10 protein-coding genes and 1 pseudogene are annotated in these 12472 nt (G+C 46.1%); 2 read left to right on the plus strand and 9 right to left on the minus strand.

Annotated features, from left to right (window positions below):
* A pseudogene (locus NDI34_RS25855) lies at positions 1-106 on the plus strand (IS630 family transposase); the annotation flags it as partial.
* Between the two features lie 15 nt (positions 107-121).
* Here the strand turns inward: NDI34_RS25855 and NDI34_RS25860 are convergent.
* The 3 genes from NDI34_RS25860 to NDI34_RS25870 form a co-directional block, all read right to left on the minus strand.
* Positions 122-1546 (minus strand): radical SAM protein, encoded by a 1425-nt coding sequence (locus NDI34_RS25860; RefSeq protein ID WP_348234251.1) that lies wholly within the window; start codon positions 1544-1546, stop codon positions 122-124.
* Positions 1547-1613: 67 nt separating this feature from the next.
* Entirely contained in the window at positions 1614-2045 is a 432-nt protein-coding gene (locus NDI34_RS25865) for a hypothetical protein (RefSeq protein ID WP_348234252.1), read from the minus strand.
* On the minus strand, positions 1984-2787 hold the full coding sequence (locus NDI34_RS25870; protein ID WP_348234253.1) for a prolipoprotein diacylglyceryl transferase family protein: 804 nt from the start codon (positions 2785-2787) through the stop codon (positions 1984-1986). Before NDI34_RS25870 ends, NDI34_RS25865 begins: the two co-directional genes overlap by 62 nt.
* A gap of 396 nt (positions 2788-3183) precedes the next feature.
* On the opposite strand from NDI34_RS25870, the gene NDI34_RS25875 reads away from it, so the two are divergent.
* Entirely contained in the window at positions 3184-5058 is a 1875-nt protein-coding gene (locus NDI34_RS25875; protein ID WP_190676498.1) for a PAS domain S-box protein, read from the plus strand.
* Between the two features lie 29 nt (positions 5059-5087).
* Here the strand turns inward: NDI34_RS25875 and NDI34_RS25880 are convergent, their stop codons facing one another.
* The 6 genes from NDI34_RS25880 to NDI34_RS25905 all read right to left on the minus strand — a co-directional run bounded on the left by NDI34_RS25880 (position 5088) and on the right by NDI34_RS25905 (position 12151).
* On the minus strand, positions 5088-5504 hold the full coding sequence (locus NDI34_RS25880) for a hypothetical protein (protein ID WP_348234256.1): 417 nt from the start codon (positions 5502-5504) through the stop codon (positions 5088-5090).
* A 125-nt stretch (positions 5505-5629) separates the two neighbouring features.
* On the minus strand, positions 5630-6607 hold the full coding sequence (gene secF, locus NDI34_RS25885) for a protein translocase subunit SecF (protein WP_348234254.1): 978 nt from the start codon (positions 6605-6607) through the stop codon (positions 5630-5632).
* A complete protein-coding gene (gene secD, locus NDI34_RS25890; protein ID WP_190687710.1) occupies positions 6604-8022 on the minus strand; it encodes a protein translocase subunit SecD in 1419 nt (472 codons plus the stop codon). Before secD ends, secF begins: the two co-directional genes overlap by 4 nt.
* Positions 8023-8159: 137 nt before the next feature.
* On the minus strand, positions 8160-9143 hold the full coding sequence (locus NDI34_RS25895) for an alpha-ketoacid dehydrogenase subunit beta (protein WP_190414510.1): 984 nt from the start codon (positions 9141-9143) through the stop codon (positions 8160-8162).
* A gap of 305 nt (positions 9144-9448) precedes the next feature.
* The gene (locus tag NDI34_RS25900) at positions 9449-9793 is read right to left on the minus strand and encodes a DUF4870 domain-containing protein (RefSeq protein WP_190414512.1); all 345 of its coding nucleotides are present in this window, start codon (positions 9791-9793) and stop codon (positions 9449-9451) included.
* A gap of 138 nt (positions 9794-9931) precedes the next feature.
* Positions 9932-12151, minus strand: a complete 2220-nt coding sequence (locus NDI34_RS25905; RefSeq protein ID WP_348234255.1) for an ATP-binding protein — start codon at positions 12149-12151, stop codon at positions 9932-9934.
* Positions 12152-12472: the final 321 nt, after the last annotated feature.

A 12472-nucleotide genomic window follows, 5' to 3' on the forward strand; every position in this document is an offset into this window, starting at 1 on the left:
TGAATGGATAGAGATAGAGGCTTATCGGGACTGGAAAAGTTTAGTAAAGTATGTCAAAAATGTGCTAAAAAAAGTCGGAACCGAATATGTAATTAATTTTGCTTAAGCACTTATATATCAATTAAACCAATGCCGGACGATTATTAACCAAGGGATATCCAGCACTTCCCTCTCGGTAAAACATATTAAACGTATCAAATGGAATAATCCTCCCATCGGGATGCACAATGTGGATGCAGGAACGTTTTACAGAACGGACATCGAAGTTAAAGGGGTCAAGAAACTGTACAATCATCACTCGGAATATATTTTCGTAGGTAATTCCTTCAGGAACAGGTAGTAGTGGCAAGCAACAAAGTAACTGTTTTAAAGATGTTGCAGAAGATGTGGGTGAATGGCTAGTGGAAAACAAATTAAAAATATTTCGCTTTAGCTCATCATCCTGTTCATAAAGAACAGAATTCGGCATGATTTTTACAAAATTATTTGGCTCCAAAAGCCCAGTTAAGGGTATCACTTTGCCCTTAACTTTTAGCGCGTAAGCCATTGCTAAACAATCGGGATGGCAAGGAACTGGGAGAATATCTTCTGGTTTAAAATAGGGACTCTGCTGTAAGATAGAGCGACGAACTTCTGTGAGAGTGTAGCGGTCGCGCTCATGCTCAAATCCCTCCAGACGCCCTGCTGCCTGAATCGGTTGAAAGGTAACACCCCGCACGCATCGCTGTTGCAAGGCGTATTCAATGATTTTGCCAATTTCGCCGTCGTTTAGCCCTTTTTTCAGGGTAACGACCAAAGTTGTCGAGATGTTAAACTCGTTGAGATGCGCGATCGCTTGTTCCCGAATCTCTCGCAAATCTGTCCCACGTAACTCCTCTAATGCTGCCGCCTCAAAGCTATCAAATTGGAGATAGACTTCAATTCCGGGCATATACTGACTTAAGCGATCGCAAAAATTTCGGTCTTTGGCAATTCTAATACCATTGGTATTGATCATTAAATGGCGAATTGGCTTCCTTTTAGTAATATCCAGAATTTTAAAAAACTCTGGATGAATCGTTGGTTCGCCCCCACTAATTTGCACAACCTGGGGTTCTCCTTCATTCGCCACCACCGCATCAATCATCCTTTCAATTTGCTCTAAGGTGCGATGACGCCGGGATTGACTGGAATATTGAGAGACTTCTTCTGTGCCCGAATCTGCGTAACAAATTGGGCAGGAAAGATTGCAGCGATCTGTTACTTCTACTAAAGTTAAACAGCTATGTTGTTCGTGATCGGGGCAAAGTCCGCAGTCATAGGGGCAGCCATATTTTATGGGAGTATTAAATTTAAGCGGCATATCCCCTGGTTTGATAAATTCCTGGGAGAGTTTGTAATAATCGATATCATCAGCAATTAAGACTTCTTGATGTCCGTGGGTAGGACAGTGCTTTACCAGGTAAACGCAATCATCTCGAAAGATAATTTTTGCCTCTACTTTGACGAGACATTTAGAGCAAACGCTGTTAGTTAAAGCATAGAAAAGGTAGTTTCGAGTAGGCATATATTTTTTTGTTAAAATGATTACAATCGGTTGATCAGCTTTCCTGATTGATTCTAGGTGTATGGATTCACAGGTTTCCAATTATAGAAAAATGCTTCGTTATCATTTGCAACTCAGTTATAAGATTTGAGAGAAAAGATTGATCGTTAGAGAAATTAAAGGTTAAAGTGTTGCCACTACCAATTGGATAAGTTGTTTTTCCAGTCCATTGGATGTGTCCTAAATTATTAATTTCTGCTTTTAGGTTTATCAATCCTTCCATTGTACTTAGCTCTGCAATACCAGATAGCGTTTGAGATATCTCTTTAAGTTGTTCCAAGAAACTAAATATTTCCTCAGTCCGTATATCACCCAAAAAATTAGCGTGATAGCCAGGTAAGATTATCTCAATTTCTGAATTAATCCAATTTCTATCCCAATAATCGTCTGCAATGAGATTATTTATCCCTTGAATGCGAATGATTACTTTTTCTTGATTTCCCTTGACAGTAAATTGCATTAGATGATTCAAAAACGAACAATTTTAGAATGCTGTTCCGATAATATAAAATTCCCAATAAACAAGCAATCTGAATGGCGCTTAGCCCGTAGATGGGATGAAAATCTGGCTTAATGAAATCAATTAATAGACGAAAGCTTAAATAAGAAACCATGTAAAACTTAAATAATTCGCCTTCTTGCCGATGGTAGCAGCTGCGAATTTGTAAAAATATCATTAAAATTAGTAAAAAAATAACTTCATATAATTGAGTCGGATGCCGGGGAATGCCATCACCAAAATCTACTCCCCAAGGTAATTGAGTGGGAATGCCGTAAGTGCGATCGCTTAATCCCGTCAAAAAGCAGCCAATCCGTCCCACCGCCGTTCCCACAATCAAGGGATAAACAAAAACATCGCCGGTAGATCGATTGACACCAATCATTTTCTTGGTAATTTCTACACCAATTAATCCACCGAGTAACGCCCCTACGACCGTTTTTCCTTGAAGGAGAACCAAAAAGAATAGTTGCCAATTATTCCCAATTAAATCGATGTGCTGTAGTAAAACCAGCGCTTTCGCACCAACTAGCGCCCCTACCAAGCCACCGACAATTACCGAACTGCGCTGCGTGGGTGCGATCGCATCTTTGCGAGCATTTTTGATTAATAAACGGAAAGCGATCGCATACGCCAACGACTCAAACAAAATATGAGGGTGAATCCGCACCGAACCCAGCCACAAATAAACCGGGAAACTCATTATTTGTATCTCCGCTTGAGGATAGTGCCTCCTCGTGGCTTGAAAATATACCCGACAAGCCCTGTTGCCTGGAGCTAGACAGAGGTTGCCTAGACGATATCATACCCACCCAAGCTTGTAGAAGCTATATTTCCTGGAACTCTTCACAGAAGATTGCTATCCTCTGCTAAAGGATTAAAAATTTCTTGCCAGCAATATATGGGAAGGCATTTTACATGCAAAATCTAAATCTTCCGCATAAAAATTGTTAATAACTGTCAAGTAATAAATAAAAAACTATATGATGTGTAAACATGCATCGCCAGATTTGAGAATTAATCAGGACTAGAGTCTCCGTCAACATCAGGGAAAGCATCAAGGAGATGATTTGAGCGAACTAGGTAGGTAAAGTGAAAAATGGCAATCCCAGCGGCAGAATCCCCCATTACCGAGAGCAGCAAAGTGGAAGCAGAGAATAATCGTTTCTTCACGCTCTCACTGGATATGTTTTTCATCGCTGGTTTCGACGGCTATTTCAAGCGACTGAACCCGATGTGCGAAAAAACGCTCCTGTTCACATCTGAGGAATTTCTAGCCAAGCCGTGGATTGCATTTATTCATCCCAAAGACCGGGAATCTACTCTGGTTCAATTGCAGGAACTATCCAGCACCGGGGAGACGGTCACTTTTGAAAACCGCTTTCGCTGCAAAGACGGAACCTACAAATGGCTGCTGTGGAATGCCGCTCTGTGCGCGGAAGAACAATTAATTTACGCCGCTGCCCGTGACATTACCGAGCGCAAACAGGCAGAAGAGGAACTGCGGCAAAGCGAAGAGCGTTTCCGCTTGTTAATCAAAAATGTCAAAGACTATGCAATTTATATGCTCGATACCAGCGGGAAAGTTATTAGTTGGAACAAAGGGGCGGAGAGGCTGAACGGGTATCAGGCAGAGGAAATTATTGGTCGGCATTTCTCCTGCTTTTTTCCTTCCAGCGAGAGCAGGAGCGGCAAACCTGAGCAAGTTCTACAAAAGGCAGCATTAGACGGTCGGTGTGAATGGGAAACTTTACGCTTACACCAAGACGGGTCGCAGTTTTGGGCAAATGTTGTCGTGACAGCTTTACGAAGTGAAGATGGACGGCTGCGCGGCTTTGCCACAATAACGAGGGATATCACCGAACGCAAGCGATCGCAAGCAGCGCTGGAACAAGCAAATAACGACTTAGAAAGACGAGTCGAGGAACGCACCGCTGAATTAAAAGCCGCCAATGAGCTGCTAAAGAGGGAAGTTAAAGAGCGTCAGCAAGCGGAGAAAGCTTTGCGACAATCAGAAGCGCAATTGCGAGAAAAAGCAGCAAAGCTAAAACAGGCCTTAAGCGAATTAAAACAAACTCAAACCCAGCTGATTCAAAGTGCAAAAATGTCCAGTCTGGGGCAATTGGTGGCTGGTATTGCCCACGAAATCAACAATCCCGTCAGTTTCATCTACGGGAATCTCGACTACGCCATTCACTATATTCAAAGCTTGATCGACTTGTTGCAACTTTATGGAAAACACTCCCCCGAACCCCCTGAGGAAATCCAGGATCTGATAGATGAAATCGATCTCGATTTCGTGATCGCAGATATGCCGAAACTGCTGTCCTCAATGAAGTTAGGGGCTGACCGCATTCGGCAAATTGTCGCCTCTCTGCGGAACTTCTCGCGCCATGACCAAGCAGAAAAGAAGTCGGTCAACATTCACGAAGGCATTGACAACACTCTGAGATTGCTGCAAGACCGCTTAAAAGCTACCGCTACCCATCCGGCGATCGAGGTCGTTAAAGAATATGGCGACCTACCATTGGTGGAGTGCTATGCCGGTCAGTTCAACCAGGTATTAATGAATATCCTCAATAATGCGATTGATGCCCTGGAGGAGGCAGAGGGACCCAGAAGCAAAGGGGCACAGGAGATGGTATCTCCCTGGCTTTCTGGCTCCCCGGCTCCTCAGTCTTGTATTCGGATTTGTACCGAGGTCAAAGACAGCGATCGCATCGCCATCCGGATTGCTGATAATGGCCCTGGGATGAACGAGGAAGTCCGTCGTAAGTTATTTGACCCCTTCTTTACCACGAAACCGATAGGCACAGGTACGGGACTCGGCTTGTCCATTAGCTATCAGATTGTCGTCGAAAAGCACGGCGGTCAATTGACTTGTGTTTCCGAACCGGGAAAGGGGGCAGAGTTTTTAATTGAAATTCCGATTCGGCAGACTCGTTCGGAACCAGCTCTGTCTCGGTGCGCCTGAGAAACAATTAAAAGTTAGAAATTAAAGTTTTAATTGACTTGACAAACCCACTTCCAAAGTGGATGACTTTGCCCTTGCTGGCGAATCCGATATACCTGTTGCTCTAAGCGATGTTGTTCCCGACTGGATATTCCTAGTAAAATATTCCGGCTTTGCCACACCAATACAGAAGCTGTCATGCCAATGCACAAAGCAAGTCCCAGAGCTGGCAGTGGATTGTAATAAAGTCCATATCGCACTGCCGCCCAGGTAAAGTATTCCCGCAATAGAAAAATTGGGTAGCGCAAGCCCCAGAGACTCAAGGGACCAATGGTAATCCAAAGCAACCCGGCGACCAACCACCTGCCGTAGACAGTCAGCCGGTGTAACCTTTGCACTTGCTGTTGGAAGCTTGGGTCATCAGTATGGCTGAGGGGGTTGCGGGTCAGAGGTTCAGAAGGGCACAGGGGTAGAGGAGAAGTTGAATCTAGATTATCCTGTACTTCCCCGCTCTCCGGCTCTCCAGCTCCTCTGCGCCCTTGCTCCCAGCGATCGTCTCTTGCCTGATTCATTGCTTCTTGCCTTATGCCCTTCAGATTTCATCAGAAGCTTTGGGTTCCGTTGCCGCAATAGCGATCGCTTGACCCGTCCGTTCTCTCCACCAAGCTAAAAGGGTACTCGCAATGAAGATACTGGAATAAGCACCAGCAGCAAACCCAACAATCAGCGCTAAAGCAAAGTTTTTCAGCGTTTCTCCACCAAAGAAAAAGATGGAAAACAAAGTCAACAACACTGTAAAGGTGGTGTTAATCGAGCGAGTCAGGGTTTGATTAACCGCGTCTTCGACAATCTGGTTAATATGCTCTCCAGGATTCAGTTTAATGACTTCCCGAACCCGGTCGTAGATCACCACCGTATCGTTGACTGAGAAACCGATGATCGTCAAGATAGCGACGACAAATAAGCTATCGACTTCAGTACCGAACACCAAGCTCAAGATGGCGAAAAACCCTAGGGTGATCAAAACATCGTGGAGCAAGGCAACAAAGGCGAACAAGGAGTAGTCGAACTGGAAGCGGAAGGTCAGGTAAACAAAAATACCCACAAAGGAGAGCAATATCGCCAGTAAACCAGAGGCAAATAACTGGCGTCCGAGAGTCGGACCCACCGTGTCTATCTGAGTCTTTTGGGGATCGAAGGCTCTGAGTTGGCTTAAGGCATTTTGCAGCTTGGTGCGTTGGTCAACATTCAACGCTTTGGTGCGGATGGACACACCCGGCTGAGTTTGCCCTTGAGCGTTCCTGGTTAACGCTTGGATGCTACTGTCACCCAAACCCTGAGCCGCGATCGCTTCCCGAACCGTCGCGATATCAATCGGTCGATCGCAGTTGTTTGGTTTAGAACAATCGAGTTCAAACTGCAACCGCGTACCGCCGACAAAATCCAGACTGGGACGTAACGGCGCACCGATCTGCGTCCAGTTGATTACCATCGCAATCAGTCCACTCAGGATCAGGACGGCAGAAATCGTCCACCAGAGCGATCGCCGTTTGATTAGATTTAATTTCATGACCCTACCTCTGGCTCAGACTTCCTTGACGCCTGCAAATTCGGACAAAACCATTGTGGCTTGCGTAATTCTGGAAAGCTGATCGCTGTCATGAGTAGGGTACGGCTACAGGTAATTGCTGTAAACATACTCACTAAGACTCCGATTGCTAGCGTCAGGGCAAAGCCTTTTACCAGACCCGAACCCAGCCAAAACATAAACCCACAAGCAATTAACGTTGTGACGTTACCGTCCAAAATGCTGGAAAATGCCCGATAAAAACCAGATTCTACCGAACGATATAAACTCTTCCCGGCTCTTAATTCTTCCCGCGTCCGCTCAAAAATCAGTACATTGGCATCTACTGCCATCCCGATACTGAGAATAAAACCAGCAATCCCAGGGAGAGTCAAAGTAACGCCGAGTAAAACAAAGGCAGATAAGCACAATAGCGAATAAATGACTAACGCTATCCCAGCAATTGCCCCCGGTAAGCGGTAATAGACGCCGATGAAGATCAATACCAAAATCAGACCACCGATAGAGGCGTAAATACTGCTTTGGATACTATCTCGACCTAGGGTGGCTCCCACGGTACGGTTTTCAATGATTTCTACGGGGTAGGGTAGGGCACCGCCCCGCAGCTGGACGACCAACTCGTTAGCTTCTTCTAAGCTAAAGTTGCCTGTAATCTCGGCACCGCCGCCGCTGATGCCTTCTTGGGCATACTTTACTTCAACGGTAGCAGCGCTGAGCAGTTCTTCATCTAAGAAGATCCCCAAGGTGCGTCCCGTCCCGGCGATATTTTTGGTTAACTGGGCAAAGCGTCCGCCTCCTTCAGCATCAAAGGAAATGTTGACACTCCAGTTGTCGCTCGTCTGAAAAGGTCGGGCGGTCGCTCCCGTGAGGTTTTTGCCCGTGAGTGGGGGGTTGGTGCGCTCAAACAAAGCTGCGATCGCTTGGTTACTCCGCTGGAGAGCTTCCTGATTTTTAGCGATCGCCGCTTCATCTTTCGTCTTTCTCAACTCCTCCTGCTTCGCTTTTAATTCCCGTCGCAGCTGTTGTTCAATTTGCAACTGGGTTTCCGAACCCGGCTTTTGTTCGCGGAAATCCAATTGAGCGGTGCCACCCAGCACCCGTTCCGCTTGCTCCGGATCGCTGACCCCCGGTAGCTGCACCAAAACCTGGTCTTGTCCGACCGTTTGCACGATTGCTTCAGAGACCCCAAGACCGTTAATCCGGTTCTCTACGACTTTCTGAACTGCTTCTAAATCTTCTCGCGTGATTTCTTTGCCTTCAGTGGGTTTCACCTGAAGCGTCAGTTGCGATCCCCCTTGAAGGTCTAATCCCAGCCGAATTGGAATCCTGGCAAGCACGGTGATAGAAGCAATCACCAGAACCAGAATTAAGGCTAATAAAGAACGCTGTCTCTGCATACCACGACCCGCTCAAACAAATGCTATGATAATCCCTTTTGGGCTGGTCGAGGCGGATTGATTGTCAGCGGGCATTAGTCATTAGTCATTCGTCATTGGCAATTGACTCAGACTAGGGACTAAGGACTAATGACCGATCACACTTGGAGTGCCATCATCTTTTGCACGGCTTCCACAATTTGCTCTGGTTGGACAATCGTCAACCGCTCCAGCGCTCCATTATAAGGTGTGGGGATATCCTGGGAAGATAGCCGCAGAACGGGCGCATCTAGCTCATCAAATAGCCGATCGTTAATTGAAGCTGTCAATTCTGCCGCAATTCCGCCGGTTTTCATGCATTCCTCTACGATAATCACCCGATGGGTTTTCCGCACGGAAGCACCGATGGTATCGAAATCCAGCGGCTTGAGGGAAATTAGGTCAATTACTTCCGGATCGAAACCTTCTTTTTCCATCTGTTTTGCCGCTTGCATAACATGGTGACGCATCCGCGAATAAGTGAGGATCGTGACATCCTTGCCTTGCCGCACGACTTCTGCCTTATCTAAGGGCAGCACATATTCTTCCTCTGGTAAATCTTCTTTCAGGTTGTAGAGGAGGACGTGTTCAAAGAATAAAACCGGATTATCGTCGCGGATGGCAGCCTTTAACAATCCTTTGGCGTTGTAAGGTGTGGAGCAGGCGACAATTTTTAAACCCGGTACTGCTTGGAAATAAGCTTCTAGTCGCTGAGAGTGTTCGGCACCCAATTGACGACCGACGCCACCTGGCCCCCGAATCACCATCGGAATTTTGAAGTTACCGCCGGAGGTATAGCGCAGCATTCCAGCGTTGTTAGAGATTTGGTTGAAGGCAAGGAGCAAAAAGCCCATGTTCATGCCTTCGATAATTGGTCTGAGACCTGTCATTGCAGCACCTACTGCCATGCCGGTGAAGCTGTTTTCGGCAATGGGGGTGTCGAGTACGCGCAAGTCACCATATTTTTTGTACAGGTCTCTGGTGACTTTGTACGAGCCGCCATAGTGACCGACATCTTCACCAAGGACAAATACGGCTGAGTCGCGAGCCATTTCTTCGTCTATGGCTGCGCGGAGGGCGTTGAAGAATAAAGTTTCTGCCATCGGTACAGTAGAGGAGAGGAGTTTGATCGGGTCAGATTAGGATTTTAACCTCTTGAGGCTCTAGAATTTTGCTAGCGATCGCACATCGCTCTGGATTGGTGAACCGGAAGCGATCGCACTTTGTTCATTGTAAAATAATTGCCCTATTGACAAAACTTTAAAAATATGCCTCAAAAACCCGTCTTCTTTGAGAAGACGGGTTTTTATTGGAAAATTACGATGAATCAACTAACAACCTTCTCGACTTCAAGCACCTTTTAAGAGCCAGCGAATCTCTAGTACAATTCTGGTTTGGGTGCCTTTTTTTAAAGCAGGCGGAAGGTGAAGGGATAGCGGTAGGGTTGATCGGGATTACCCAAACAGTGAGTAATTGCCAGAATCGTCAGTGCCCAATGAACGATAAACCCGATAGGTCCGAGGATAAAGCCCAATAAACCAAGGGTGATAAAAGTTAAGAAGGCAATAATCGCTCCATAGAACCAAACATTGAAGTGAAAGTTGATTGCTTCTTTGGCATTGTCTTTCACAACTGGATCATCGGATACAAATAACATCGCGACGGGTATCCCGATAGACACCAGTGTCGTACTAAGAAAGATCGAGCCATGAGATAGTACCGACAACAACTTTCGCTTGTCCGTGTCGTACATCTAAACCCCCTAATGCTTCTGTTGCGTTGCCTCTAGTCAAGACTGTAACACGCGATCGCTGGGGGTGAGCCGCACGCTAGCGAACGGCTTTCCGTACCCGAAAGGCACAAAAGTTTCTGGTACTAAAGCAGAGAGAATTTATCCTGAAACAGCAGCAGAATTTCCGTCCCTAACCACAGATGTTTGCCGATATTGCTGCTGAACGGGAATTGCGATCGCGAACTCCGCCCCCTGTCCCGGTGCTGAAACGCATTTCAAGCTGCCGCCGTGTTTTTCGACTACAATTTGATAACTGATAGATAACCCCAAACCTGTGCCGCTACCAACAGGTTTAGTTGTAAAGAAGGGGTCAAAAAGCTTTTGGCGTACCTCCTCCGTTATCCCAAGACCATTATCAGAAATCCGAACCACAACTTGACGATCGTCTTGAACTTCAGTGCGAATCCGAATCCAAGGCAGGGGCGCTGGGGAACGAAGCTGCTGAGGAGAGTGTACCAAATTCTCCTCTGCACTTCTGCGCCTCTGTGCCTCTGCCTCTTCTAGGGCATCAATTGCATTGGTGATGATATTTATAAATACTTGATTCAGTTGCCTCGCATAACACTCGATGGGGGGCAGATTACCATACTCTTTAATAATTTCAATCGCTGGGCGTCCCAGTTTCCCTTTCAGGCGGTTTTGCAGGATCAGCAGCGTACTGTCAATGCCTTCGTGGAGATTAACCGCCTTCACCTCCGCCTCATCCAAGCGCGAGAAGTTTCGCAACGATAAGACAATTCCGCGGATACGGTTCGTCCCCGCCTTCATTGAGGACAGCATTTTGGGTAAGTCTTCCTGAAGAAAATCTAAGTCAAGGTTCTCCACGACTGCGGCAATTTCAGGAACAGGTTCGCAATTGTGTTGCTGATAGAGGCGAATCAGATGTAGTAATTCTTTTGTATATTCGTCGGTGTGAATTAGGTTGGCGTAAATAAAGTTAATAGGGTTATTAATTTCGTGAGCAACACCAGCAACCAATTGACCCAAGCTAGACATTTTTTCGCTCTGAATCAATTGAGATTGGGTTTGTTTCAACTCACATAAGGTTTTTTCTAGATGAAGTGTCTGTTCTCTTAATTGCGCTTCCGATTTTTGTAAAGCGATTTCTGCCTGCTTGCGTTCGCGAAGCGCGGCTTGCCGTTCGCTAATATCGCGTACTATTACCAAAGCTTCTGATTCTAAGCTACGCGCATACCGAGCCTCATAATCGTGCTGGTTGCCGTCTAGGGAAGTCATTTGATACTCGTAGAGTTGTGTTTCACCGGAAGCGATCGCTTTCGATACGTTGTACATGGTAGCTTCAGCCAACTCGGCAGGTAATACCTCCCACACACTTTTCCCCAAAAAGTGGCTGGGAGGCATCGCCAAAGCATCTTCTCTAGGCGCTTGAAAGTCCATAAAAGTCCCATCACTGCAAATCCGAAACAACATATCCGGTAGGGCTTGGATGAAAGCGCGATTTTTCGCTTCGCTTTCCCGCAATGCCGCCTCTACTTGCTTGCGTTGAGTAATGTCGCTTGCTACGACTACAATCCCTTTACGGCTTCCATCTGGGTTGAATAAGGGCACCTTGGCGACATCAAACTTCTTCGCTGAACCATCGGGTAATAAAATCTCTTCTTCGTAATGGCTAATGGTTTCTGCACGCCACGCTCTTTCATCGGATTCTTGACAATCAAAAAGAGCTTCTTGATAAAATTCTGTATATTCTTCTAGTTCTGCGTCTGTCTTGCCCTGATAATCGACACCTTCGAGCTGAAAAAGCTTCAGTCCTTCTTGATTCGAGATCAGCCAGCGTCCTTCACCGTCTTTCATATTCACCACGTTCGGAACCGCATCAATCAGGGTATTCAGCCAGTATTCTTGACTTCGCAGCTGCACCTCTATCTGCTGACGTTCCTGAATTTCTGATTTCAGTCGGCGGTTGGCTTCCTCGATCTGAGCGGGACTGGGCAGTGCTAGGATGTTAGGAATCAATGACATCAATACGATACCTGTCGCCACAGAAATCACAGCCGCTACAGCTTTCACCAACCCTGACAGCCAATACATTGGGTGCCATAGGGTCCAGATTTCCAACACATGACTCGTCCCACAAGCGATGATGAAGCTGCCAAACAACAGAAATACCCAATCAAAGGGCAAATCGCCTCGCTTGCGGACAATGTAAACCAACAGCAGCGGAATTGAATAATAAGCCAGGGCGATTAAACCATCTGACAGAATATGCAGCCACACTAGCCCTGTTTTCCACAAATAGCAGTGTCCGTGCGGGATAAATTGCCCGGAAGTAAAAAGATTGTGCAAGAGTGATGGCATAAAGTCTCCTTGGGGTTGCTACTTTATAGCTGAATATCGTTCGCTTGCGAGAGTTGGCACGGGTAGGTCTGCACCGGATAAATTACAGTTGTTTTGCTCTTGCAAAAAGACGGTTGGTTTCTTAGCGTAGAACTTAAAAAAAACTTGCTTTGCTTAGCGCCTTGGATTTGGATTCGTCAGCAGTGCGTAATTTTAGATAGGAGACGAGTAAGTAGCTGGGACTAATTAAATATAAGATGGCATAAAGCTTCTAAACGGAGTTTTCCATTATTTATGCCTGCTCCTATTCGGATTATCTTAAGCGAAGCAGAGGACTCAATG

This window comes from Trichocoleus sp. DQ-U1, assembly GCF_039961925.1.
Lineage (GTDB): Bacteria > Cyanobacteriota > Cyanobacteriia > Cyanobacteriales > FACHB-T130 > FACHB-T130.

What these genes read in the sequence shown, in the direction of transcription:
- NDI34_RS25860 (WP_348234251.1), bottom strand. Translation starts at nt 1,546, where the DNA reads ATGCCTACTCGAAACTACCTTTTCTATGCTTTAACTAACAGCGTTTGC.
- NDI34_RS25865 (WP_348234252.1), bottom strand. Translation starts at nt 2,045, where the DNA reads ATGCAATTTACTGTCAAGGGAAATCAAGAAAAAGTAATCATTCGCATT.
- NDI34_RS25870 (WP_348234253.1), bottom strand. Translation starts at nt 2,787, where the DNA reads ATGAGTTTCCCGGTTTATTTGTGGCTGGGTTCGGTGCGGATTCACCCT.
- NDI34_RS25875 (WP_190676498.1), top strand. Translation starts at nt 3,184, where the DNA reads ATGGCAATCCCAGCGGCAGAATCCCCCATTACCGAGAGCAGCAAAGTG.
- secF (WP_348234254.1), bottom strand. Translation starts at nt 6,607, where the DNA reads ATGAAATTAAATCTAATCAAACGGCGATCGCTCTGGTGGACGATTTCT.
- secD (WP_190687710.1), bottom strand. Translation starts at nt 8,022, where the DNA reads ATGCAGAGACAGCGTTCTTTATTAGCCTTAATTCTGGTTCTGGTGATT.
- NDI34_RS25895 (WP_190414510.1), bottom strand. Translation starts at nt 9,143, where the DNA reads ATGGCAGAAACTTTATTCTTCAACGCCCTCCGCGCAGCCATAGACGAA.
- NDI34_RS25900 (WP_190414512.1), bottom strand. Translation starts at nt 9,793, where the DNA reads ATGTACGACACGGACAAGCGAAAGTTGTTGTCGGTACTATCTCATGGC.
- NDI34_RS25905 (WP_348234255.1), bottom strand. Translation starts at nt 12,151, where the DNA reads ATGCCATCACTCTTGCACAATCTTTTTACTTCCGGGCAATTTATCCCG.